Raw genomic sequence first — 24,016 nt, 5'->3', positions numbered from 1 at the left:
TCTATTTTTAATGGTCAGAGGTATATTCAAAGGCTTTTTTTAGGCCAAGCAAAACTAACTCTGGAATGAGAATATCAAACAATTCTTTTCCTTCATAAAGTTGCGAAAAGCCGCCTGTGCCAATCACTTTTACTTTTTTCCCAGAAAAAACTTCTTTTTTAAACCCTAAAATAAGCTCTTTCAGCGCACCCAGATGCCCATAATAAAGCCCACTTTGTATACTCTCCCGTGTGGTCTTACCTATATAAGAAACCGGCTCTTCTATATTGACCGCCATAAGCTTAGCGGTATTATTTTTTAAAGCTTCCATGCAAAGCCTCATACCAGGCAGAATAGCACCACCTAAATAATCACGATTTGCTCTAATAGCACATAATGTTGTTGCTGTTCCCATATCAACGACAATCAGTGGCTTTTCAGGAAAAAGCGCAATGGCGCCAATTGCATTGGCGATTCGATCAGCACCTACCTCATTTGGATTTTTACAGCGAATATTTAACCCTGTTTTAATCCCTGGCTGTAATAGAAAACATTGTGCTTTTTTAAAATACTGAGCAAAACAATGCCTTAATGTATAATCATAATTGGGGACAACGGACGATAAAGCAACTGCTTCTATTTCCGTAGGGTTAAGACCATGAACCTTAAGAATACTAATCAAAAAGATACCAAACTGATCGGCACTTCCCAGTAAAGACGTAGCATATCGAAACCGAAAAATAGGTTTGTCTTTTCTTGGTCCCTTCTCAAAGACCCCACCTAACATATGCGTATTGCCTACATCCAAACATAATAACATGAATCACCTATATGCCCGCTCGTCGCTAACGTACCAAATTAGTTAAATAGGAGCCGCGCGATATCTAAAGAAGTCTAAAGTACTAGAAATAGTACCCTACTATACTTAGAATACCCTCATCATGACAATCACTCTTCAGAAAAGATCTTACCCCGATAAAACGAAAACAGGGCCAATTAGACTCGATCACAATGAAAACCCATTAGGGCCCAGCCCATTAGCAATAAAAGCCGCTCAACAAGCACTATTAAACTGTCACCGCTACCCCGATAGTCATGGATCCGCTTTAAAAATAAGTTTAGCGGCGCATTTAGGCATCTCTCCCGACTTTCTTACGCTTGGGAATGGCTCAGAAGGATTATTAGAATTGCTAGGCAACACCTATTTAACAACAAAAAATTCTGCGGTATTAACAAACTATTCTTTTATAGGCATCAAAAAAATTATTCAGCGCACGGGCGCACAACTTAGAATCGCTACGAATACGTACCAATATACGACTGCTGAACACATTCTAGCGGCTGTTGAACCCACTACAAAAATAATTTTTATTGTAAATCCTAACAACCCTACGGGGACTTATATCAACGCTCTTGATTTAAATTACTTATTAGAACAGCTACCTTCGCATATATTTACCGTTATCGATGAAGCGTATGCTGAATATGTTGAGGCCTCGGATTATCCCAACACAATCAAACTCTTATCTGCCTACCCCAATTTGATAATTAGTAGAACCTTCTCTAAATTCTATGGCTTAGCAGGATTACGCTTGGGTTATCTCATTAGCCATCCCAACATCGCAACGTATTTAAACAGCCTATGTTTAGCATTTTCAGTTAATTCTATTGCTTTAGCCGCCGCACAGGCCTCGCTATATGACCACACACATGAAATTTTAAGCCTTGAGGCAAATCAGCAAGCTCGCAAACAGCTCATGGAAGGCTTAAAAAAGCTATCGCTTGACGCGATTCCCTCCCATACCAACTTCATTTGCGTAAACGTACAGAAGGATAGCTCAGCTATTTATAAGCAACTTATAAATGATGGCATATACGTAAGACCTTTACATGATTATGAGCTACCCAACCATTTACGTATCTCTATTGGCTTGAAAAACCAAAATCAACAGCTTCTAGAAGCACTTTATAAAATCCTATCCCAGCAACCCTAAGAGGGCCATCATCGTGCAATTGAAACAAAGGGTATCTAAGCTTATTTTTTTCCTTTAAACTCACAATAAAACGATAAAAACTTAGAAAGGAAAAAAATAATGACAGGGCTTGCCCTATTTCTACGCGAAGCAATTACGCACCCCAACACCGTAGGCGCGCTCTTTCCTAGCTCCAAAAAGCTAGCAAATGCTTTGGCACAGCAAATACCCCCCAATAGTCCGGGCCTCATCATTGAATTAGACGCGGGAACTGGTGCTATTACGGCTGCTCTTTTACATCAAAAAAAACCTGAACATCAACTTATTGCCATTGAGCGGTCAGCTAAACTAGCTAAATATCTGGCTGATCGTTTTCCAGGTTTAAGCATTATTCAAGGTGATGCAGCCCATTTACATCAATTACTTAGCAAGCATGCTTCAAGCCCTGTGCAAGCCATTGTATCTAGCTTACCCTTACGCTCTTTACCATCCGATACCATAAAAAAGATAGGCCAGGAGGTGAATCAGATTTTGAAGAAAGGAGGTATATTTATACAATATACCTATAGTCTATGGGGAAAAACCTTAACCCCTTCTTCAAATCTAAAGCTTATTCACAATCAATGGGTATGGCAAAATTTACCGCCTGCCCGTATTGATGTTTTTTGCGGCCAATGACTTCCATTAAGAAAGGCTTTATTGCTGTCACTGCCTCTGAACCTCAACAACAGCTAGCGGCACAAAACCTAGCAAAGCAATATTTTCTGCCTTATATAGATAGCTCTCAACAAGAAAAATTTTCTTTTGTTTTAGTACTCTCTGAAAAAGAGTTAATGTTAAAAAATATTGAACAAAAAGATTGGGGCAACTTACAAATTGATTTTTTGAAAGGCAGCATAGGTTATCGATTACGACATGTACAAGGTCAAAAACAATTACTTGCCAAAGCAATAGGATCTAAAACACCTCCAAAAGCGAGTATTTTAGATCTCACTGCAGGATTAGGAAAAGATGGTTTCATTTTCGCGCAATTGGGATTTACAGCCACCTTATTAGAACGTTCACCTATTATCGCCGCTTTATTACAGGATGGATTAGATCGTGCTTTAAGTTATAAAAGCTACTCGGCCTGCAATATACAACTCATTCATTCAGAGGCAAAAACATACCTAAGCCAGATGGATACAGAAAAATTACCTGATATTATCTATTTAGATCCCATGTACCCACATTCAACCAAATCTGCTTTAGTAAAAAAAGAAATGCGCTTTCTTCGCCAAATCGTGGGGGATGACACCGATTCGCAAACACTATTGCCTTTGGCTCTGACACATGCACGTAAACGTGTCATTGTAAAAAGAGCACGATCAGCGCCCTTTTTATCAGAATTAAAACCACAACACAGTATTTTTGGAAAAAAACTGCGCTTTGATATTTATTTAACGCCGATGACGTGCCATAGCGTTGGAATTTAAATCTGAAGAAGATTTCACGTTATTTTCACTCTCTTGAAAATTAAGGTGTTGTAAAGAACTTCCGAGCTCAGCTTTTTTTAGCGGGCAATTCAAACTCGGCGACTTAGAACCAGACGCTTTCCTCCCCTCTTCTTTTTGAGGATTATTAAAGCTTATCTTAGTTATTGTTGCCGCATCAGGCGATGCACCACCCGAATCATTAGCATGGCGTTTTTTTAGATCTGCGCTATCTATATTCTGATCAGTAAGACATATTTCACTCTTTGAGATAGAAAGTAACTTAGGGCTGGCAAATGGCTCAGTGCGTCGCTCTTCTTTTTTATCAGGCGATGCCTTTTTATAAATCATTTCTTTTACGGCCACCATCCTTGCTGAATAAAAATGATTTATAATATTTACTGCTTTCTTGTATTGCTTTTCAACATTATAAGCACAAACATGCCACACGGCAAAAATCACTGCGGAACCAATGATAAATGGAATTGTGATAGGTGCTGCAGCCGCTATGGCTGAAGTGCTCATAAAAGCCGTTACACTTCCCCATATTACAAGACGAAACACTAGGCTGCCTGTGCCTAAGCGACTGATAACAACCCACGATCGGTTTAAAAATTTTTTACCCTGTGTCCATCTTGGCTGCTCTAGGCTAAAGCGTCGAAGAACACGATCATAATCATGTGACCCTACATTCAATACTTCCGTTTTATGCTCTGGAAATCTTTCCAGCTTCTGCACCTCGTTTTCTAATTTTTCATATTTCTCATCCTGCTCCTTAGCTGCTTCGATAGCTTTTTTAATCCCGTAACTCACCCCCAACACTAGAGTAACACTAGCTATTACCATAAAAACAATTGGCGCTGTAATGGGTACTGTAGCAGGCGCTACTACTACACCCCCGATAGCAAGCCATGCCAGTACTTTAAACAAATCAGTAAATAACCAAATGCCAAAAAAAGGTGCAAAGCATCCACTGATAAACCCATTTACTATAGCAACAGCCTTCATAAAACGGCGATGACCCAGTACTTTCCATAAATCCTTGCGTAATTTTGAATCTTGAAAAGACGTGATCCCAGCAATATGCGCTACCTTATCGTTTACAAAAATCTCTTGTTTTTTCAATTCAACATCATCGCTTTCATACTTTCTTTTAAGAATTACTACCTCTAGATCATCTGCCTCTTTATTATTTAGCAAACGTATCTGTTTATTAACAAAATCTTTTTTAGAAGCATACGTAACGTAAACACATCTTATAGTAAGAAAAGATAATGCCAAGGCTAATGGAACGCCGGCAATCAACCCTACTGTTGGTGCAAAATAAAAAGCAAACATACAAATCCAATAAAAAAAACTGGCCTCTTCAATTGCCCCTAAAATAGATTGACCCAAACTTACATTTTCTTTAGATTTTTCAGGAAGAGCAATTTTCTCAGGAAAAAATACTTTCGAATATTCTTCGGAAAAACCAATTAAGTAAGAACCTTCCTTCCGCTGAAACTTTTCAGATAGATCTGAAGCGCTTGTTTTTTTATTTAAAAATTTAACCAACTTGTCTATCGTTTCTATAAAAATACTATCCAGTATTTCTTTTTCTGTTTTTTTACGAGCTAACCCTTCCTTAGTTAAATAATCCTTTAAGTCAGCATACTCTTTGCGCCGCTTACCCCAACAAAAAAAACGACGCTTCCAACATACTAGCCTGGGAATGCCCGGAGAATAAAAATATGCCGCCGCGTTTAATATCTCATAATCAATTCCATCCTCTCCCATAATATTTTTAATTTTGTTATTTGTATCAGATTGAAGTAAGCGTCTAAAATAAAAAAAATGGCTTTTCTTTTCATCATTGCGCAGAGCGCGGTAAACTGATACAACATGGCCTATTAATAATGCTAGGAGTCCAACTCCAACCAAAGAACCATACCAAACTTTTGCATAACGGCTGTGATTGATAGCCTCAACAATATTAGAGCCAGAAGCCTCTTCCAGTGCCTTAGCATTAGCGAAGGGTGTAGCAACAAATTGGTCAACCGGGCCACAATAATTACCCAACACCCGCTGTACCGGGCCTAGAGATTGTTCAAACTGTTTAGAAGGATGGTTACTAAGCACCTGGGACCAGTGCTTTATAAAAAAGGGATCTCTAAACATAAAAAGCACCTCAGTGAAAAAAGGTCCTAACTTCCATCTCAACACCTCATGGGATAAGACCCTGCCAATTTTAAACTTACATTTTAGTATATATTAATTTTTCAAAAATTTTACCGATAGATCACTGACATACAATAAAAAACTCTTAAGCAGCTTAAATTAATTCAATCTATACTAGCGGCTAAAATTTCTAAAATATTATCTTATGAAATCTTTTCTGAAATGGGCTGGAAATAAATATCGTATTATTGAACACATAAAGGGGTGCTTGCCTACAGCAGCTCGCTTAATTGAACCCTTTATTGGTTCTGCAGCGGTTTTTCTTAATACACGTTACCCCGCTTATCTTTTGGCGGATAGTAACCACGATCTCATTCAGCTGTACTTATATTTACAACAAGAAGGGCAACGCTTTATCAATTATTGCAGAATATTCTTTGACCCCTGTTTCAATAATGCCGAAGAATTCTATCGTTTGCGCCGTTTATTTAATGATAGCAAAGAAAATCGTATTCGAGCCGCCTTATTCCTCTACTTAAATAAACATTGCTTTAATGGATTGGTACGATTTAATCGACAAGGACAATTTAATACCCCCTTTAGTGATTATAAATCGCCTTATTTCCCTGAAAAAGAAATGCAGTTTTTTTATCAACATGCTAAAAATGCTAAAATTATTCATGCTGATTTTAGTACTACATTAATGTTAGCCAAACAGGGTGACGTTGTTTACTGCGACCCCCCTTACGTAAGCCTATCTAAAACCGCTAATTTTACTCACTATACCGCAGATGGCTTCAGCCAAACACAACAGATCAGTTTGGCAAATACAGCAAAAAATTTAGCTTCTCAAGGAATTGTAGTGATTGTTTCTAATCATGATACTGAATTTACTCGAGATATTTACCAAGGTGCTAAATTTATACCTTTATCTGTACAACGAAATATTAGTAGTAAAGGAACGAAACGAACAAAAGCAGCAGAGATACTCGCTATTTTTCAATAAGATCTCGTAGAACTCAATATTTTGTTTGAGTGATAGGCAGGAGTGACCCTCTAAAGATGAGAGTTATAAAACTATTTGTCTTTGTCTCTAAATTCGATTTTTATCGGGCTCCCTACTATACGCAAAGCCTTACGATAAAAATTCTCAAGATAACGCCGATAAGATTCGGGTAAGGCACGCGTATGCTGTCCATGGATAAGAATAAAAGGTGGGTTATAGCCGCCTGGATGCGCATAACGTAATTTAACAGCTCGGCCTCGACTTAAGGGAGGTTGGTGCGTACTCACCGCTTCCTCTAATAAACGGGTTAACCGTGAGGTTGTTAATGGGTGTGTTGCCGAACGATATGCCTGCTGAATTAAAGTAAATAAATTACCAACGCCCGTCCCATGCAAGGCAGAAATAAAAATAATCTTTGCAAAACTAACAAACTGTAAACGCCGATCCAATTCTTTTTTGACTTGCGCACGTTCTTCCGAAGACAAACCATCCCACTTATTAACTGCGATAATCAATGCTTTGCCTGTTTCAAGAATAAACCCTAACAGATGTAAATCTTGTTCACTGATGCCCTCTCTTGCGTCAATTATCAGCAATACTACATGACATGACTCAATGGCTTGTAGACTTTTTATAACAGAAAATTTTTCAACACCCTCTTCCGTTTTCGATTTCCTACGAATACCGGCGGTATCAATCAAGGTATATAATTTATTTCTATAACTAAATTCATGTGCTGTACTATCGCGTGTAGTTCCTGGCATATCAAATACAACAACGCGTTCTTCACCCAAAATACGGTTGAGTAATGTTGATTTTCCTACATTAGGTTTCCCAATAATGGCAACTTTAACTCTTGCTGTCGTTGGTGATTCTTCTTCATTTTGTTCTTGATCCGCTAACTTTATAGGTGATGGAAAATGCGCTAACACCTTTTCCATCAACGCTTCAATACCTTGAGCATGGGCAGCAGAAATAACAAAAGCGGTATCAAAACCTAATAAAGCAAACTCACTTTGTAATAAGCCAGGATTTAAACCTTCAGCCTTGTTAATAACTAAAGTGATATTTTTATTAAGTCGCCGTAACTGTTGTGCTATTAGTTCATCCAGTGCAGTTAAACCAGCACGCCCATCGACAACAAAGAGCACGTAATCAGCCTCGCTGATAGCGCGTTGTGTCTGCTGCTCCATTAAGGCATCAATACCTTCTTTTTTTCCTGTGCTTAATCCACCTGTATCAACAACAATATAAGGCTGCGATCCCACAACGCCCTGACCATATAAGCGATCGCGTGTTAAACCAGGAAGATCCGCAACTAAAGCCTGGCGAGTCTTCGTCAAACAATTAAATAAACTGGACTTCCCTACATTGGGCCGACCTACAATCACAATACTGGGCAATGGAGTAGTTATCATATGTGTACTGCCGATTGCGTCCAAACAGACAATCCACCCTGCTGAGTTAAAACACAAACCAGCGGGGAAGCCACGCGAGGAGCAGCTGCAATGCTTGCGCTGTCATGAACTAAAACACGTGCTAAAGGACGACCATCTGCTTGTGCAAACCAGTGAAGGTAACCTTCTTTATCACCTAACACCAGACTATTCCCCATGATGACAGGCGCTGTTAAACCTCTATTCTGCAATAATTGGTTGTGCCAAAGCATACGCCCTGTTGAACGATCAAACGCCCACAATCCACCTTCACTATCCGTAACGTACAAGTTTTTCCCTAAAGTAAGCCCTGAATAACTTGAGAAAGGTCGTTGCCATTGTATTTGACCTGTTTGTAAGGAAACCGCGCTTAATTTACCTTGGTAAGTGGCAACATAAATCGTTTTACTGTCTAATCGAGGATCGGCTGCAATATCAACCAGTTGATCCGCTTGTGTTACGCCCTGAGGATATGCAATCGTATGCTCCCATAAAAGCTTTCCATCCTTTAAATTTAATGCGGTGAGTGTTCCATCAGAAAAACCGATTAATACCTTATTACCTATAATCCTTGGCATACTACTTGCACGCAACACTAAAGTGGGCGCACCATGGTTATAAACCCATAATGGTTGTCCGGTTTTTAAAGCAAACGCTAATACTTTCCCATCCACTGTTTTAACCACTACATGGCCCTGGTCGATGATGGGAGGCGCTAAAACCTGATTAGGCAATGCCGCTCGCCACATTAAATCACCACTTTCTGCTGCTAAAGCAATTAATTGTGGTTGCATGCTGGTAAGAACGACAACACCTTCGCCAACAGCCGGACTACTGCTGATAGGATGTTTTAAATTCGGTTGCCATAATTTATGGCCATTACTCAGTGTAACTGCCGTTACAAGCCCTGACTTATTACTGACAAAAACTTGGCCATCCTTAATCACGGGCCCTAGTCGTAAAAAATCTTTATCCATTCCACCGCCCGTTACTATTGACCACAAGAGCACAGGCTGGAATTGGAAAGCATAAGAAGTCAATGCCGCCGGAGGAGGGGTATTGTCATCACCTAAGCCTGCACAAGCAGACAATAGAAAAAATAAAAAGAATAGAACTAAATTACGAAACTTAGGCATAGCGTACATGTCTCATTAAAAACTTTAATTTAATTTGATTTAAGCAGATTACTAATCTTCGTTGATAAGAGTGGTTGCTCAATAGCGCTTTCCGAAAATAATTTCTCAGCCGCCAAATAATTTTGTAAAGCACCCGAAAGATTCCCTAAATGTCGGAAAATATCACCCTTTTCTTCAAGAATAAGTGGCTGGTAAGCAGCATTATCATTTTCATCCAAAACCTTCAAAGCACGTTCTGCTTGATTTTCTGCAAGTAAAACACGTGCTAAGCGAGTACGTGCCACTGCACGCAAGCTTTCACTCTTTCCATGCTGGATAACCCACGTTAATTTATTTTCAGCCTCGTTCAGGTTATTCTGATTAACCGCTTGTTTCGCTAATTGCAAAGCAGCCAATGAAGCATACGGTGTTTTTGGATAATTCTGTAATAAACCCTTTGCAATAGACTCAACGACAGTTAGATTGTTTTTTTGCATAGAAGCAGCAAGCAAGCTTTCATACGCCATGGTTGCATTAGCAGCATTATTTTCTCGAGCCTGCTGCCAATAATGCCAGCCTATACTGGCAACAACCGCAAAAATAATCCCCAGCATAATGCCTAGGCCATATTCTCGGCACCAGCCTTTGATACGCTCTGCTTGTTCTAACTCTGCCAGTTCATTCACGTGTTAAGTACCTGGGTTATTTTTTGCATTAATTCAGATTGCTTCAAGGTCTCTTGTGGTTTTTTTTGCTTTAAATCTTTAAAAGCAATGGTATCGGACTTTACTTCATCATCGCCTAAAATCAAAGCAAAACGCGCCTGACTTTTATCGGCGCGTTTAAACTGCGATTTTATTCCGGCACCGCTACAATCTAATACTAAACTCATATTAGGCAAGGCCTTACGTAACTGCTCTGCCAAAATTAAACCTTGTTGTCTTGCAAGTGCGCCCGCATTAATAAAGTAAATATCTGGATTTTGTACTTCCGATAAATCTAAAGGTGGTAATAAATCAATTAAGCGCTCTAAACCAAGCGCAAATCCTACTGCAGGTGTCGCATAGCCACCCAGTTGCTCAACTAAACCGTCATAACGGCCACCCGCACAGACAGTATTTTGTGCGCCCTGAGCCTCTGTCATAGCCCATTCAAACACGGTTTTATTGTAATAATCTAAACCCCTAACTAAGCGGGGATTAACGACAAAACAAATCTCTGCATTTTTAAGTAATGTTTGTAACTCAGTAAAATGCTGATCAGACTCTTCGTCAAGAAAATTTAATAGCTGCGGCGCTTTCTGAATTAAATCCTGTAATTCAGGATTTTTACTATCGAGAATCCGTAAAGGATTAGTCTGTAAACGACGTTTAGAATCTTCATCCAGCTGATCTTGGTGCTGGTTTAAGTATTCAATCAGGCTTTTCTTATATTCTTCTCGTGCCGCGGCTGAACCTAAAGAATTAATTTGCAAACTTAAACGATTTTGTAAACCTAGTTCAGCCCACAAACGGGCTGTCATTAAAATAATTTCTGCATCGATATCGGGCTGTGCTAGACCAAACACTTCCACACCAAACTGATGAAATTGGCGATAACGACCTTTCTGAGGCCGTTCATGCCGAAACATAGGGCCTAAATACCACCAACGCTGAATTTGGTTATAGAGTAAGCCGTGTTCTATACCCGCTCGTACACAACCCACCGTTCCTTCAGGCCGCAAAGATAAGCTTTCATTATTGCGATCCAAAAAAGTATACATTTCTTTCTCGACAATATCGGTTACATCACCGATAGAGCGTTTAAACAACTCTGTTTTCTCGAGAATGGGTAAACGGATTTCTTGATACCCGTATTGCCTAGTCAGCATACGTAATGTTGCTTCTAGCTTCTGCCAAGCAGCAATCTGCTCAGGCAGAATATCATTGATGCCACGAATTGCCTGGATTTTATTAAGCATAATCAGTAATAAAGTTGTTTCTTTTGTTGTTTAGTTTTTAGTTTGGGGGTTTTCATTAATGCTTTATAAGCATCGGAACTAGGAAACCTTGTTTGCAACATTAAAGTATAGCGTCCTGCTTCTGCTTCATTGCCTAAAGCACGTGCTAAAACAGCGCCTAACCATAAAGCATTAGGGGTTGGGTCCTTGATTAATTGCATATATTGCTCCAAATACTGCTGTGCTTGCGGATAATTTTTTTGCTGATAGCTTATTCGGCCTAATTCTAGCCAAGACATCGCACGTTTCGGATCCTGTGTTATTGCCTGTGTAAAATAAGTACCTGCTTTGTTTGTATCAGGTATTTGCATCGCACATAAACCCGCATTTTCATAAACTTGAGCGGTATTAAGATAACTGGGATCTTGCAAAGCTAATAAAAAATGCTGGTCGGACTCCGCATAACGTCCCCGACGACATAAAAAAGTACCATAGTTATTTTGTGCAGCCCCCGATTTCGGATTAAGCGTTACCGCTTTACGATAATACGCTTCTGCTTGAGAGAAACTACCGGTCGATTCTAAAAAGTATCCCATTGCAGCTTGGCTTTCCGTCGACGCGGGCGCCTGTTGCTCAGCTAATAATAATTTTTGCTTAGCGCGCTGCATATCGCCACTTTGCAAATAAGCTAAGCCAAGTTGTACATTAGCATTGGAAGCTTGTGGGCCCGTGCTAGGAATAGACGAACGAGAGAAAATACTACACGCCGTCATGTTTATAATTAAACCTATTATAATAATTTTCTTTAACATCGGTAGTGTTCTCTCCTTTTATATTTGCGAATAGAAACCCTGACCCTTAGCCAGAATAAAAGTAACAACTATTCTAACTAACGGCAGACAGCGCAACAACGGCAGGAATAATTTTGTGTTGACGACTACGATGACTCTTATCCTGCACACGCCCCACAAGCTGACCGCAAGCTGCATCAATATCCTCACCGCGTGTTTTTCGAGTAATGGTATTAAGCCCTGCTTTAAGTAAGTAATCTCTAAATCTATCAATCGTTATCTGCGGTGAACGACGATAACGTGTATTCGGAAAAGGATTAAAGGGAATTAAATTCACCTTCACAGGAATTCCCTGCAAAATCTTAGCTAATTGGCGCGCATGTTCTATCTGATCATTGATGCCGTCCAACATAACATACTCCATTGTAATACGACGGCGACTGTCTCCTTTAAAATAATCACGGCAAACAGCCAGTAATTCCTTTAAAGGGTATTTTTTATTAATAGGAACCAACTGATTTCTTAACTCATCATTCGGTGCATGTAAGGAAACAGCCAGTGCAACCTCACTTACTTCAGATAATTTTTGCAATGCGGGTACAATGCCGGAGGTACTTAAGGTCACGCGACGTTTAGAAAACCCATAAGCAAAATCATCCATCATCATATCCATTGCCGAAACAACGTTTTCAAAATTTAACAACGGCTCTCCCATTCCCATCATCACAATATTACTCACACTATGATCATGACGTAATGATTCCCCTGCCAAATAACGTACAGCAATCCATACTTGCCCTATAATTTGTGCCACCGTTAAATTACGACTAAATCCTTGTTGCGCCGTCGAACAAAAACTACAATTCAGCGCACAACCTACTTGAGAAGAAACACATAATGTTCCGCGGTTCGCTTCAGGAATAAAAACAGTTTCAATACAGTTATTGTCTTTTAATCTTAATAACCACTTTCGTGTTCCGTCTTCAGATAATTGATCCAGAACTACTTCGGGTAATTCAATTGACGTAATGGACTTTAAACGCTCACGTAAACTAACGCTAAGATTACTCATCGCATCAATGTCTTTCACACCGCGCTGATGAATCCACTGCATCACTTGCTGTGCTCGATAGGGCTTTTCACCTAATTCACTAAAAAAAACCTGCATCGCTTCACGATTAAGATCTAACAGGTTTGTTATTGCTTGCATAAACTATTCTCGGCTAAAGCATTGTGCCTCTGTGAAGAAAAAGGCTATTTCCTGCTTAGCTGTTTCGCTGCTATCTGAGCCATGAACCGCATTTTTATCGATGCTTTCTGCAAAATCAGCGCGAATAGTACCCGCCGCCGCTTGTTTCGGGTCGGTAGCACCCATCAGAGAGCGATTTAATAGGATAGCATCAGGGCCTTCTAACACTTGAATCATAACGGGACCCGAACAAATAAAGGCGACCAGATCATTAAAAAAAGGTCTGTCTTTATGGACCGCATAAAAGTCTTGTGCTTGTTTAAGCGTTAATTTTTCCATTTTTGCGGCAATAACCCGTAAACCCGCCTCTTCAAAACGCATGATGATTGCGCCAATCTTATTAGCTTTAACCGCATCGGGCTTAATGATGGAAAGTGTTCTTTGTATTCTCATATATCTACCTATTGTTCTATGCATCTAAATTGTAAATTTCAAGGGTATTATACAGACTTAATGAGCGCACGATAGTACCGTTTAGCGGCGCAAACCCATCAAAAAGGAAGCTAAGTCCGACTCAATAAGGCAGGCTATAAACAGGGGAAATTAAACATAAATTTCAGGTGGTTTATTCGTTCGTAACACATTGATTAGCCGATCGGGGTAATCCGTTAAAATACCATCCACTCCCAAAGCTAATAATCGCTCCATCTCTTCAACTTCATTAACCGTCCAAACGTCAACACGCTTGTTTTTTTTATGTGCCGCCTTTACAAAGTGCGCGGTTACAGCCTCAACAGGCACTTCAAAAGCAGTAGCCTTGATTGAAGAAAACCGCTCTAAATAGGCTCGACTCAGCCTTGAGAAACGATGGATTTCAGGATCAGACGCTGCGTTGGCAATCTTAGGACAAAGCCTACGAAAAACTTTCATCGTCCGCGCATCAAAAGCAGAAACCAATACCTGCTTCGATTTACCATGGCGATTAATCGTCTCTCTCAAAGCAGCGACAATAGGTGGGTCTGTTTGCTTTATCTCTAAGCTAATGACCTGCCTAGGAAAAGCAGTAAAAATTTCATTTAAAGAAGGAATCGTGATGCCTTGTCTCCTAAAAGGGAAGGTATGCCCCCCATCATTTGTCCATTGATAGCCCGCATCTAAACGTTTTATCTCTGCTAATGTCAGCTCTTGTACGAGACCTTTTGCGTTCGTGGTACGATCCACAGATGCATCATGAATGACGACTAGGACCCCATCGCGCGTCATATGAATATCAATTTCACTTAAATCGGCCCCTGCTTTTGCTGCCTCCTGCAACGCAAACAAGGTGTTTTCAGGCCATAAACCAGCGCCTCCTCGCTGGGCAATAACCAGTGGTTTACTATTAGCCTGATAATTTGGAAACATAGAAATCTCTATATCTAATAGATAGATTTATCTATCAATATAATATACAACGGGTTATTGGTTTATAGCATGTTAACTCTAAAAATACTAACTTTTTGCGCTTTATTAGAGAACCCGTTTCAAAAAACAATCCCACTATCAGACAAAAAAACCGACTTTTAGTGAATAGGTATTGCCACAAAACCTAAAAAAATACCTTTTTGAATATATCCCTGTGCTAAACTAACCCTTAAATAGCTAAATAAAAAAAGATAATAAACTCACCCGCTATTTATCTTTCACTGCCCCTTATATTCTTCCGCTACTAGACTTTATAGAGCGCTATAAGGTACCTTTTAACAAATTTTTATGGCCGCTATTATTTTATGAAAGTGATTCCAGAAGGATTAACCTTTGACGACATATTACTACTTCCCAATCATTCAGAAGCGTTGCCTAAAGACGTCTCCCTTATTACGCAATTAACCCCCACCATTAGCCTAAAAGGCCCTTTGATTTCAGCGGCAATGGACACTGTAACAGAAGCAAAGCTTGCCATTGCCTTGGCGCAGGAAGGCGGATTAGGAATCCTACACAAAAACATGCCGCCTGAAATACAAGCCAGCGAAGTCAGGAAAGTAAAAAATTTCGAAAGTGGGATTGTAAGAAACCCTATTACTATAGAGCCTGAAGCCAGCATACGAGAGCTATTAACATTAATGGCGGCTCATTTTATCTCTGGCATACCCGTCGTCACTAAAGACAAACAGCTTGTTGGGATCGTCACCCACCGCGATAGCCGATTTGAAAAAAATTTAGAGCTCCCTGTATCGTCTATCATGACGCCAAAAGAGCGATTAATCACTGCAAAAGCACAAGCATCCGCGGATGAAATTATAAATTTACTGCATCAACATCGCTTAGAAAAAATCCTACTGGTTGATGAGGGATTTCATTGCTATGGACTGGTCACTGCGAAAGACCTACAAAAATCTAAAGAAAAGCCATTGGCGAGTAAAGATAAACAAGGTCAACTCCGTGTCGGTGCAGCGATAGGTGTAGGTTCTGATACAAAAGAACGTGCCCGTGTCCTAATAGAAGCCGGGGTTGATATTCTTTGTGTTGATACGGCGCACGGACATTCACAAACCGTGATTGAAACAGTGCGTTTCTTAAAAAAAGAGTATCCTGAAATGCCCCTTATCGCCGGCAATATTGCAACCGCCGCCGCCGCAGAAGCCTTAGCCAAAGCCGGTGCCGATGCTGTCAAAGTCGGTGTAGGTCCGGGCTCTATTTGCACAACACGCATCGTAACAGGTGTTGGTGTTCCTCAGGTTACGGCCATCATGGAAGTCGCTAACGCGCTAAAAGGCCAAGCGGTTTCCATCATTGCCGATGGCGGAATCCGTTATTCCGGCGATCTTTGTAAAGCACTGGCTGCCGGCGCTCATGTCGTGATGATCGGTAGTTTATTTGCAGGCACTGAAGAAGCACCTGGGGAAATAGAATTATACCAAGGCCGACCCTATAAAACCTATAGAGGTATGGGCTCTTTAGGTGCAATGCAACAAGGTTCTTCTGATCGTTATTTTCAAGCTAACATCGAATCAAGTAAATTGGTTCCTGAAGGGATAGAGGGTAGAATCCCCTATAAAGGCCCTTTGCAAACCGTTATCCATAATTTATTAGGAGGTGTACGAGCAGGCATGGGATACACAGGAAGTAAAAATATCGCGGAGCTACACAAACAAGCGCAGTTTATAAAACTAACCAGCGCGGGTATGCGCGAAAGCCATGTCCATAATGTCAGTATTACAAAAGAGGCACCTAACTATTTCAAAGAAGATTGAAATTTGTTAACGAATAAAATAAGCCCAAAATTTTTTCCATGATTCTATTTCTTACTTTAAATAAAAAGCGGAGCGTATTACCATGACCATCCCCAAAGAACGTATTCTTATCCTCGATTTCGGCTCCCAATACACCCCACTTATTGCACGACGTATTCGTGAACAACACGTTTACTGTGAAATTCATCCTTACGATATGCCTGAATCAGAAATTAAAGCCTTTTCTCCTAAAGGTATTATTTTATCAGGCGGGCCTGAGACGGTTACTTTAGAATCAACCCCACGTGCGCCCAAAATAGTTTTTGAGCTGGGTTGCCCCGTTTTAGGTATTTGTTATGGCATGCAAACCATGGCCGAACAACTTGGAGGAAATGTAGTCGCCTGTTCACACCGTGAATTTGGTTATGCGCATGCTCAAATTACAGAACCCACCGAATTATTGAAAGGGATTACGGATAAAGAGGGAAATCCTTACCTTGATGTTTGGATGAGTCATGGCGATCACGTTGAGCAAGTACCGCCTGAGTTTATTGTCGTACTCAATACGCCTAATACACCTATCGCTGGCATGGCAGACCCTAAACGAAATTTTTATGGCTTACAGTTTCATCCCGAAGTAACCCATACCCAGCAAGGGGAAGAAATCTTAAAGCGATTCGTCGACAAAATCTGTGATTGCCGCCCGAGTTGGACAGCGCATAACATTTTAGAACATGAAGTCGCTGAAATAAAACAAAGAGTAGGTCAAGAAAAAGTATTATTAGCCTTATCAGGTGGCGTAGACTCCACCGTTCTTGCAGCCCTATTACATAAAGCCATTGGCAAACAGCTACTCTGTGTCTTTGTAAACACGGGTTTATTACGGACCACCGATAAAGATTCTGCTATTCAGGCATTAGCTGATGATATGAATATCTCAGTTGTAAAAATAGATGCCTCGGATCGCTTTTTAAAAGCATTAGTTGGCATCACTGATCCTGAAGAAAAACGCAAAGCAATCGGTAATCTGTTTGTAGAAATATTTGAAACAGAATCTACTAAACATGCAGATATAGCCTGGTTAGCACAAGGTACTATTTATTCCGATGTCATCGAATCGGCTGGCACTAGCACACAAAAAGCGCATGCGATTAAATCTCATCATAATGTCGGAGGCTTGCCCGATACACTTAAGCTTAGGCTATTAGAACCCTTACGCGAATTATTCAAAGATGAAGTTTGCGAATTGGGATTGGAATTAGGTTTACCCCCTGAACTGGTCTATAAACATCCTTTTCCAGGCCCTGGTTTAGCGATACGTGTTTTAGGCGAAGTAACTCCAAAAAATGTTGATTTAGTTCGTAAGGCCGATGTTATTCTTCAAGAAGAACTCAGAAAACACAATCATTACGATAAAGTAAGCCAAGCTTTCTGTGTGTTTTTACCGGTTAAATCCGTAGGTGTTATTGGAGATGCGCGACAATATGCGCCAATTATCGCAATACGCGCCATAGAAACCATTGATTTCATGACCGCACGATGGGCACATCTTCCCTATGCTTTATTAGAAACGATTTCTAATCGAATTATAAACGAAGTCGCTGGGATCTCTCGCGTTGTTTATGACGTATCAGGGAAACCGCCAGCCACCATTGAATGGGAGTAACCCCAGGGTCGTTGTCTTTCGTCATGGCGAGGCCGAAGCGAAGGCCGTGGCCATCCAGGAAAAAGTAAGATTTCCCACTGGATTGCCGCGTGCTTCGCGCTCGTAATGACGAATAACTTTATGTGCTTACAATTGGGCCATCTTTGACTTTAACGCATCCGTTCAATAGACTCCAAGTTAATCCACTTCAACGTAGTTAATAAGTTTATGCTGCAACTCGTTAAAACCTGGCTATCTCGTTACATTCTTGATCCAGAATTAGCTATTCTTTGGCTATTTTTAATTTTCATTGTCGTTGTATTTGCCGTACTGGGAAAAATTCTAGCGCCGGTGCTCGTCAGTATCGTTATCGCTTATTTACTACAATGGCCCATTAGCACCTTAGAAAAACTTCGCTTACCTAAAGTCGCTGCTGTTTTAAGCGTTTATATTAGTTTTATTGGACTCGTTGTTTTAGGCATTGTGGGCTTATTGCCTTTGCTCGTTCGCCAGCTAAGTAATTTGATAGCAGAATTACCCAACATGGCCGCGCGTGGTCAAGAAATTTTACTATTTTTGCCCTCTCGTTATCCCGACTACCTTTCAGCAACACAAATCCAAGACTGGATCCTGCAATTTAAATCGGGATTAACCCATTTTGGACAGTGGATCCTTTCTGCTTCATTAGTCTATATTCCGAACATCATTGCATTTGCTATTTATTTCGTATTAGTGCCTTTATTAGTTTACTTTTTCTTAATCGATGAGAAAAAGATTATCGCGTGGATCACGCAATACTTACCGGAAAGACGACGTTTAATTTCACAGGTATGGCGAGAAGCGTATGCACAAACAGGAAATTATGTACGCGGAAAAGCCTTAGAAATGCTGATCGTTTGGATTGTTACTTATTTATCATTCGCATTACTAGGATTGCAGTACGCGATGTTATTGAGCGTTTTAGTGGGCCTTTCAGTGATAATCCCTTATATCGGTGCGGTAATGGTCACCATCCCTGTTCTGATTATAGGTTTTTTACAATGGGGCTGGTCAGCACATTTTGCCTACCTTGTTGCTATTTATGCCGTCATCATCACCTTAGATGCCAATGTACTCGTGCCCTTCTTATTTTCTGAGGCAGTCGATCTACATCCGGTTACCATTATTATTGCCGTATTGATATTTGGTGGGTTGCTTGGATTTTGGGGAGTATTTTTCGCTATTCCTTTAGCAAGTGTCATGAAAGCAATTCTAAATGCAGTGGCTTATAAAAAACCAGTACCTACGAAACAACTTAATTACTGATAGATTTTCGGCTAGGTTGCCGAAAATCCAAATGCGAAGAGTATAATTATAATTCGCCTACGGCTTGTAGCACTTCTTGCACGTGACCGCGAACTTTAACGCCTCGCCATTCGCGTCGCAATATTCCTTCTTTATCAATTAAAAAAGTACTGCGTTCTATGCCTCGCGTTTTTTTCCCGTACATCATTTTTTCTTTTAGTACACCATAAAGTTCGCAAACTTTTTGATCCGCATCAGACAGTAGCTCAAAGGGAAACTGCTGCTCTGATTTAAACTTCATGTGTAGTTTTATCGTATCGCGAGAAACACCTAAAATAACCGTATTAAGTGAAGCAAATTTTTTATAATGTTCTGTAAAATCTTTTCCTTCTTGCGTACAGCCTGAAGTACAATCTTTAGGATAAAAATATAAAACAACATTTTTTCCTATTAAATCACTTAAAGTAATTGATTTAGCATTGGTTGCAGCTAAGCTAAAAACAGGTGCAGGTTTATTAATGGCTAACATTTCAAATCCGATTTCGAACATTAAATAAAAAGAAACTTAATTCTTCTGTGGCTCCATCGCCACATCAAAATTGTTTTCATCACAAAACACAATAAAGTGCTCACGAAAATCAGCGACTAAATGTGTTGCGGGAAAGCCAAACGCTACGGAAATACCGAGCATCGCGGCTTCTGTTATAGGTGCTTTATAAGATTCTACTTGTATATTATAAAGTGTTATTTCCTGCTCAGCTAAAAACTCAGTAATCTTAGTTAAGACATCTGGGGTATCAGGGGCAACAATATAGGAAGTATAAGGAAAGCTATCCGGCTGGGCAGTACGAACCTGCGTACGCGCCACTAAGATCTGGTCATCGTATTTTTTTATAACCGCTTCAAATTTGGCGATCGTATTCCAAGCCCCCCCAATCAATATCGTCATAGTGACATGGGTATCAGTTGTATTCACACGTGCGTCCATAATATGGCAACCACTATGAGCCACCGAGCTAAAAACGTCTTCGATAATGGGGGATTTTTTAGGGCCTAGGACAACAACAACCAGATTTTCCATATGTATTAATCATGTTTTTCTAACGAGCCGGTAGTCTATTCTTTTTTCATGATGTTGTCACTAGGGAGCCAAATAGGAAACTATTTGACTAGATTTCGGGGGGTAAATGGGGTCAAAACCTCCATATTTTGTCAGCAATAGGCTTACAGGAGGCGCTGGGATCAGAGAAAATAGGAAGAAGGGAGGGTGAAACAAATAGCAAGAACTCTGACTGTCGCTATCAGGGAGAGGATTCAACGAAAAACATATAACCACAGAGACTCTCTTACTTCATATAAAAGTGTCTTTGAAAGTTAATAAGACCGTACCATCCATGGCTACCCAGTCATTTAGTCGCATTGTGTACAGCATGACATTTTATATTTAGAAGCTTAGGTAGCTTTTCTTCACTCAGTTCTTCAACACTCGACAGTTTTTTCATGATGGCGCATCTCCGACTCCTGCATCAATAATGCCATTGCACGTTCTTCATTTTGTTCAATCGCTACTTCTACGGCACGTTTAGCAACTTCAAGCAACCTTTTACTTTCCGCTTTAAGAAAAAAACTTTTTTGGACGAGATTAGCAATCTGAGTTTGAGTTTTCATAGATACAAGCGGTATATAAACTTCTTCAATCTCTCCTACACGCCAATGTAAAATAATTGAGCCCCCAGCATCACGTTCGGCCTGCATTTGTACAAGCGTTAAATAATCAGGCAGTAATTTCGTAGTTTCTTTTATAGAAAGATGCAAAATTGCACCCGAAGTAATAAAATCTACATCCTCACGTAAACAATAAGCTTGTCCCACACTACCATCTTTTGAAAATAAAATGGTATTTTTTTTAAGCTTAAGTGTGCATATCTTTTCATAATTTTCAACAACAAAAGAATTTTTCAACTTTCTCTGTGGAATAGTTATACCGCACTTACTGTAATCCGCAACACGTAAAAATGGCAACCCATCCTCTTCATCCGTATAAAAATCAGAACCTGGCTCAATAGATTTTCTAATAGTAACTAAATCAGCTAATTTCGCATAAGATCGTATAGTAATATGTGAAACTATTTGTTCATATTTAGGCTGATAATATTCAGCATCTAATCTTCCTGTTCTACCGAAAGATTCTTTAAAAGATTTAATGTTTATTTTCTGCGTACTAGAAGTAACATTATGCAAGCCAAAAATATCGAGGAGTAAAAATTCGGCGCTTGCATAGGTGGACTTTGCTTGCTTTTCAGTAACAAGTGAACGTTCAAAAATATGCTGAATTGCATGCTGTATTTTCTCAGAGGCTAAATAAACACTTAGAGTTTTTAAATCATCGAGATTTAGCCCCTTTTGTATTGCACCCCTTTCTTTACGGAGTAATAGAGAACGTGCATATTTTGTATTGATATAAGCTAACAAATAGGTGGGGCTAATATTTTTTACCCTCAGAACCGTGCTCTTACAACTAAATATTGCTGGCAAGTGCTCCTTCTGAACAATTGCTGCATTTCCTAGAGTCCCTACTACTGAAACTAATATATCGTTTTCTCTAAGTGCATATTTAGATAGTCTTTTAAAATCAGCTTCTGGCATATAGACATTATCGTCATCCATTAATCTCATCTGCTTAATGTCTTTGCCCCGAATATAGCGATATTTTTGATTTTCTGTATAATTTTCAACTGTGAATGCCGAGCCAAAAGGACCAATTAAAAAACTACAAACATCTATAAGGGAGCTATATTTTTTCCCTTTCAATAACATTTCATATTTTAAAAATAATGGCCGATAATATTCAGCGTCTAAGCGCTTACTATATTCCAAATTACTCAGTCTAATTTCACTAATCTCCAGACCTTCCAACAACGCTTTATATTTTTTCGCGTTAAATTTATCAGAAGAGCTTAGAGAAAAAAATTTAATTTTTCCTTTTTAGCAAATTCCATAAACGCTTCAGCAATACCGTCTGGCGTCTTCAAGCCATTTTGTAGCGGATGACTGAAAAGATCGTGCTTAACCACTAGATGTCCATGCTCATCTAGCACATAGTCATTGATATCCTTCGCCGTTGCATTGTAATAATTCACAATCTCAGCCACCTTGAAAGGCTGGCCCTCTTTTGCCGCTGATTTACACTCCATACTCCAATCAGCAAGATTTTTTTGTTTTAGATATATTTTATCTCCAGAGTTATCCTTGCTGGGTTCTTGCATAGTCGCAAACAAGTGAGTCGCTATGCTCCCGAAGAATTTCGGCCATCGTGTCCCCGAAATTCGTTCGCATGACGCGACTGAAATTAGGCCGCGATACGTCCTGCGTCCGGCACGCACTCACTCCTTCGGAGTTCATGCCCGTGCCTCCCACAAATGACTTTACGGCGTGATGCGTTTCCTGCTTCGCCCGTCAACGCACGCCTATCGCGGGCTCTTCGACTTCGCATTGCTTTCACAATGCTTTCCTGTCTCATCGAAAGATAGGGTAGTCTTCTACACGGCGACATAATTTATCATCCCATTTCTGCAGGAATAACACACTAGTTTTGGTTCCTGTGTGTGGTTTAAATACATTGCCATGTAAACCTACTACCGCCAAAATACGGCAGCGTTCAGCAATGAATTCACGAATATTTTTGTCGCTTGAATTGTTAAAACGACCTTGTGGTAATACCACCGCCATACGTCCGCCAGGCTTTAAGAAGTTTAAATTACGTTCGATAAATAGAATATCGCGACCTACAGCATTTTGGTGTTTACCTCCAGGCTTTTTCCCTAATTCATATTTAGCTAAAATACGTGTTTCTTTAATATCGCCAGCAAAAGGAGGATTAGCCATTAAGATATCAAAGCCAAAATCACGATTACTACCTTCTAATACACGTAGCTTACGTAACTTTTTCCAACCTGCTTCATAAATATCTGACCATTCTTCATCTTTGATTTTTTCATCCCAACGTTCATAATCTAAGGTGTTTAAATGTAATACATTAGTTTGACCATCTCCAGCTATTAAATTAAGAGTACGACTAACGCGTACTGCTTTTTCATCAAAATCAATAGCGAACACTTTGTTTTGTACATAATCTTCACAGCGAGCAGATTTTTTCTCAGTCAAAATATGATTTTTATCTTTGCCTTGCTCTTGCAGGATTTTTTCCCATACATGGAAAATACCATGTACAGGAAAGCCACAACTTCCTGCGGCTGTATCAATCAATGACTCATGCTCTTTCGGATTCAGCATTTTGACACACATATCAATCACATAACGCGGCGTAAAATATTGGCCTTTTTCTCCTTTACTGGATTTATTAATGAGATATTCAAATGCTTCATCAACCACATCTAAATTAGAATTAAGTAGCTTTATGCCTTCTAGCGAGGACACACAAATAGCTAAGTGACTGGATGTCAGTTGAATTTTTTCACCAGGAGTAAATACCCCTTCCCATTTTTTACATGCCTTATTAAATAATTCTTGAATTTTCTTTTTAAGCTCATCATCCGTATCACCATAATTTTTAAATTCAAGAAAACGCGTCTCATCTCGCCCACTTTCTATTTCATCGTATAGTTTGGTAAAAATTAATTTAAATAACTCTTCAAAAACATCTACATCTGCATTTGCTAAAACTTCATCTTCCATCTCTAAAATTAAATCTTTAAGAGATTTTTTCTCATTAATGGGCTTATTTTTTTAACAAGTGAGTCGCTATGCTCCCGAAGAATTTCGGCCATCGTGTCCCCGAAATTCGTTCGCATGACGCGA

Annotated in this window: 23 protein-coding genes; 7 read left to right on the top strand and 16 right to left on the bottom strand. The window is 39.8% G+C overall.

The features are described from left to right. Positions 1-7 precede the first annotated feature (7 nt). Entirely contained in the window at positions 8-799 is a 792-nt protein-coding gene (locus KX723_RS01625) for a type III pantothenate kinase (RefSeq protein WP_218814375.1), read from the bottom strand. A gap of 121 nt (positions 800-920) precedes the next feature. Here KX723_RS01625 and hisC point away from each other — a divergent pair, with 121 nt between their 5' ends. From hisC to KX723_RS01610, 3 genes are all read left to right on the top strand, one after another. Next, positions 921-1,973, top strand: a complete 1,053-nt coding sequence (hisC, locus tag KX723_RS01620; RefSeq protein WP_218814374.1) for a histidinol-phosphate transaminase — start codon at positions 921-923, stop codon at positions 1,971-1,973. 99 nt (positions 1,974-2,072) lie between these two features. Next, positions 2,073-2,630 carry a class I SAM-dependent methyltransferase gene (locus tag KX723_RS01615; RefSeq protein ID WP_218814373.1) on the top strand — a complete coding sequence of 186 codons (558 nt, stop codon included), beginning with the start codon at positions 2,073-2,075 and terminating at the stop codon, positions 2,628-2,630. After that, on the top strand, positions 2,627-3,427 hold the full coding sequence (locus tag KX723_RS01610; protein WP_218814372.1) for a class I SAM-dependent methyltransferase: 801 nt from the start codon (positions 2,627-2,629) through the stop codon (positions 3,425-3,427). Before KX723_RS01615 ends, KX723_RS01610 begins: the two co-directional genes overlap by 4 nt. Here KX723_RS01610 and KX723_RS01605 read toward each other — a convergent pair. Further along, positions 3,392-5,581, bottom strand: coding sequence for a hypothetical protein (locus tag KX723_RS01605; protein ID WP_218814371.1), 2,190 nt, complete (start codon positions 5,579-5,581; stop codon positions 3,392-3,394). The genes KX723_RS01610 and KX723_RS01605 overlap by 36 nt on opposite strands. 205 nt (positions 5,582-5,786) lie before the next feature. On the opposite strand from KX723_RS01605, the gene KX723_RS01600 reads away from it, so the two are divergent. Then, positions 5,787-6,587, top strand: a complete 801-nt coding sequence (locus KX723_RS01600; RefSeq protein ID WP_218814370.1) for a Dam family site-specific DNA-(adenine-N6)-methyltransferase — start codon at positions 5,787-5,789, stop codon at positions 6,585-6,587. A gap of 71 nt (positions 6,588-6,658) precedes the next feature. Here KX723_RS01600 and der read toward each other — a convergent pair whose 3' ends face one another. From der to KX723_RS01560, 8 genes are all read right to left on the bottom strand, one after another. Continuing rightward, positions 6,659-8,005 carry a ribosome biogenesis GTPase Der gene (gene der, locus KX723_RS01595; RefSeq protein WP_218814369.1) on the bottom strand — a complete coding sequence of 449 codons (1,347 nt, stop codon included), beginning with the start codon at positions 8,003-8,005 and terminating at the stop codon, positions 6,659-6,661. Beyond that, the gene (gene bamB, locus KX723_RS01590; RefSeq protein WP_218814368.1) at positions 8,002-9,159 is read right to left on the bottom strand and encodes an outer membrane protein assembly factor BamB; all 1,158 of its coding nucleotides are present in this window, start codon (positions 9,157-9,159) and stop codon (positions 8,002-8,004) included. The genes der and bamB overlap by 4 nt, the downstream gene beginning before the upstream one ends. 29 nt (positions 9,160-9,188) lie before the next feature. Further along, the gene (locus tag KX723_RS01585; RefSeq protein WP_218814367.1) at positions 9,189-9,824 is read right to left on the bottom strand and encodes a YfgM family protein; all 636 of its coding nucleotides are present in this window, start codon (positions 9,822-9,824) and stop codon (positions 9,189-9,191) included. Next, the gene (hisS, locus tag KX723_RS01580; protein WP_218814366.1) at positions 9,821-11,098 is read right to left on the bottom strand and encodes a histidine--tRNA ligase; all 1,278 of its coding nucleotides are present in this window, start codon (positions 11,096-11,098) and stop codon (positions 9,821-9,823) included. Before hisS ends, KX723_RS01585 begins: the two co-directional genes overlap by 4 nt. A 2-nt stretch (positions 11,099-11,100) precedes the next feature. Next, positions 11,101-11,889 carry a type IV pilus biogenesis/stability protein PilW gene (gene pilW, locus KX723_RS01575; protein ID WP_218814365.1) on the bottom strand — a complete coding sequence of 263 codons (789 nt, stop codon included), beginning with the start codon at positions 11,887-11,889 and terminating at the stop codon, positions 11,101-11,103. A 73-nt stretch (positions 11,890-11,962) separates the two neighbouring features. Then, positions 11,963-13,078: a dual-specificity RNA methyltransferase RlmN gene (gene rlmN / locus KX723_RS01570; protein WP_218814364.1), complete on the bottom strand. Its 1,116-nt coding sequence runs from the start codon at positions 13,076-13,078 to the stop codon at positions 11,963-11,965. A gap of 3 nt (positions 13,079-13,081) precedes the next feature. Then, complete coding sequence (gene ndk / locus KX723_RS01565; protein ID WP_218814363.1) at positions 13,082-13,510, bottom strand: nucleoside-diphosphate kinase; 429 nt, start codon at positions 13,508-13,510, stop codon at positions 13,082-13,084. Between the two features lie 150 nt (positions 13,511-13,660). Then, a complete protein-coding gene (locus KX723_RS01560; RefSeq protein WP_218814362.1) occupies positions 13,661-14,461 on the bottom strand; it encodes a glycerophosphodiester phosphodiesterase family protein in 801 nt (266 codons plus the stop codon). Between the two features lie 365 nt (positions 14,462-14,826). Here KX723_RS01560 and guaB point away from each other — a divergent pair, with 365 nt between their 5' ends. The 3 genes from guaB to KX723_RS01545 all read left to right on the top strand — a co-directional run bounded on the left by guaB (position 14,827) and on the right by KX723_RS01545 (position 19,219). Next, positions 14,827-16,290 (top strand): IMP dehydrogenase, encoded by a 1,464-nt coding sequence (gene guaB, locus KX723_RS01555; protein WP_218814361.1) that lies wholly within the window; start codon positions 14,827-14,829, stop codon positions 16,288-16,290. Positions 16,291-16,372: 82 nt separating this feature from the next. After that, entirely contained in the window at positions 16,373-17,935 is a 1,563-nt protein-coding gene (guaA, locus tag KX723_RS01550) for a glutamine-hydrolyzing GMP synthase (protein WP_218814360.1), read from the top strand. 207 nt (positions 17,936-18,142) lie between these two features. Next, a complete protein-coding gene (locus KX723_RS01545; protein WP_218814359.1) occupies positions 18,143-19,219 on the top strand; it encodes an AI-2E family transporter in 1,077 nt (358 codons plus the stop codon). A 46-nt stretch (positions 19,220-19,265) separates the two neighbouring features. On the opposite strand, the gene KX723_RS01540 is transcribed toward KX723_RS01545, so the two are convergent. The 6 genes from KX723_RS01540 to KX723_RS01515 all read right to left on the bottom strand — a co-directional run bounded on the left by KX723_RS01540 (position 19,266) and on the right by KX723_RS01515 (position 23,893). Then, a complete protein-coding gene (locus KX723_RS01540) occupies positions 19,266-19,727 on the bottom strand; it encodes a peroxiredoxin (RefSeq protein WP_218814358.1) in 462 nt (153 codons plus the stop codon). 36 nt (positions 19,728-19,763) lie between these two features. Next, entirely contained in the window at positions 19,764-20,279 is a 516-nt protein-coding gene (locus KX723_RS01535) for a glycine cleavage system transcriptional repressor (protein ID WP_218814357.1), read from the bottom strand. A gap of 398 nt (positions 20,280-20,677) precedes the next feature. Then, a complete protein-coding gene (locus KX723_RS01530) occupies positions 20,678-22,117 on the bottom strand; it encodes a restriction endonuclease subunit S (protein ID WP_218814356.1) in 1,440 nt (479 codons plus the stop codon). Positions 22,118-22,155: 38 nt separating this feature from the next. Beyond that, a complete protein-coding gene (locus tag KX723_RS01525; RefSeq protein WP_218814355.1) occupies positions 22,156-22,464 on the bottom strand; it encodes a hypothetical protein in 309 nt (102 codons plus the stop codon). An 83-nt stretch (positions 22,465-22,547) separates the two neighbouring features. Further along, positions 22,548-22,718 carry a hypothetical protein gene (locus tag KX723_RS01520; RefSeq protein WP_218813323.1) on the bottom strand — a complete coding sequence of 57 codons (171 nt, stop codon included), beginning with the start codon at positions 22,716-22,718 and terminating at the stop codon, positions 22,548-22,550. Beyond that, positions 22,715-23,893, bottom strand: a complete 1,179-nt coding sequence (locus tag KX723_RS01515) for an HsdM family class I SAM-dependent methyltransferase (RefSeq protein WP_218814354.1) — start codon at positions 23,891-23,893, stop codon at positions 22,715-22,717. Before KX723_RS01515 ends, KX723_RS01520 begins: the two co-directional genes overlap by 4 nt. Positions 23,894-24,016: the final 123 nt, after the last annotated feature.

Origin of the sequence: Rickettsiella endosymbiont of Dermanyssus gallinae, assembly GCF_019285595.1 — a bacterium.
Classification (GTDB): domain Bacteria; phylum Pseudomonadota; class Gammaproteobacteria; order Diplorickettsiales; family Diplorickettsiaceae; genus Rickettsiella_B.
Note: the sequence above shows the minus strand (reverse complement) of the source record. Positions and strands in the feature narration are given on the sequence as shown.

Coding starts and splice junctions, on each gene's coding strand:
- KX723_RS01625 (WP_218814375.1), bottom strand. CDS start 799: ATGTTATTATGTTTGGATGTAGGCAATACGCATATGTTAGGTGGGGTC.
- hisC (WP_218814374.1), top strand. CDS start 921: ATGACAATCACTCTTCAGAAAAGATCTTACCCCGATAAAACGAAAACA.
- KX723_RS01615 (WP_218814373.1), top strand. CDS start 2,073: ATGACAGGGCTTGCCCTATTTCTACGCGAAGCAATTACGCACCCCAAC.
- KX723_RS01610 (WP_218814372.1), top strand. CDS start 2,627: ATGACTTCCATTAAGAAAGGCTTTATTGCTGTCACTGCCTCTGAACCT.
- KX723_RS01605 (WP_218814371.1), bottom strand. CDS start 5,581: ATGTTTAGAGATCCCTTTTTTATAAAGCACTGGTCCCAGGTGCTTAGT.
- KX723_RS01600 (WP_218814370.1), top strand. CDS start 5,787: ATGAAATCTTTTCTGAAATGGGCTGGAAATAAATATCGTATTATTGAA.
- der (WP_218814369.1), bottom strand. CDS start 8,005: ATGATAACTACTCCATTGCCCAGTATTGTGATTGTAGGTCGGCCCAAT.
- bamB (WP_218814368.1), bottom strand. CDS start 9,159: ATGCCTAAGTTTCGTAATTTAGTTCTATTCTTTTTATTTTTTCTATTG.
- hisS (WP_218814366.1), bottom strand. CDS start 11,098: ATGCTTAATAAAATCCAGGCAATTCGTGGCATCAATGATATTCTGCCT.
- pilW (WP_218814365.1), bottom strand. CDS start 11,889: ATGTTAAAGAAAATTATTATAATAGGTTTAATTATAAACATGACGGCG.
- rlmN (WP_218814364.1), bottom strand. CDS start 13,078: ATGCAAGCAATAACAAACCTGTTAGATCTTAATCGTGAAGCGATGCAG.
- ndk (WP_218814363.1), bottom strand. CDS start 13,510: ATGAGAATACAAAGAACACTTTCCATCATTAAGCCCGATGCGGTTAAA.
- KX723_RS01560 (WP_218814362.1), bottom strand. CDS start 14,461: ATGTTTCCAAATTATCAGGCTAATAGTAAACCACTGGTTATTGCCCAG.
- guaB (WP_218814361.1), top strand. CDS start 14,827: ATGAAAGTGATTCCAGAAGGATTAACCTTTGACGACATATTACTACTT.
- guaA (WP_218814360.1), top strand. CDS start 16,373: ATGACCATCCCCAAAGAACGTATTCTTATCCTCGATTTCGGCTCCCAA.
- KX723_RS01545 (WP_218814359.1), top strand. CDS start 18,143: ATGCTGCAACTCGTTAAAACCTGGCTATCTCGTTACATTCTTGATCCA.
- KX723_RS01540 (WP_218814358.1), bottom strand. CDS start 19,727: ATGTTAGCCATTAATAAACCTGCACCTGTTTTTAGCTTAGCTGCAACC.
- KX723_RS01535 (WP_218814357.1), bottom strand. CDS start 20,279: ATGGAAAATCTGGTTGTTGTTGTCCTAGGCCCTAAAAAATCCCCCATT.
- KX723_RS01525 (WP_218814355.1), bottom strand. CDS start 22,464: ATGCAAGAACCCAGCAAGGATAACTCTGGAGATAAAATATATCTAAAA.
- KX723_RS01520 (WP_218813323.1), bottom strand. CDS start 22,718: ATGAGACAGGAAAGCATTGTGAAAGCAATGCGAAGTCGAAGAGCCCGC.
- KX723_RS01515 (WP_218814354.1), bottom strand. CDS start 23,893: ATGGAAGATGAAGTTTTAGCAAATGCAGATGTAGATGTTTTTGAAGAG.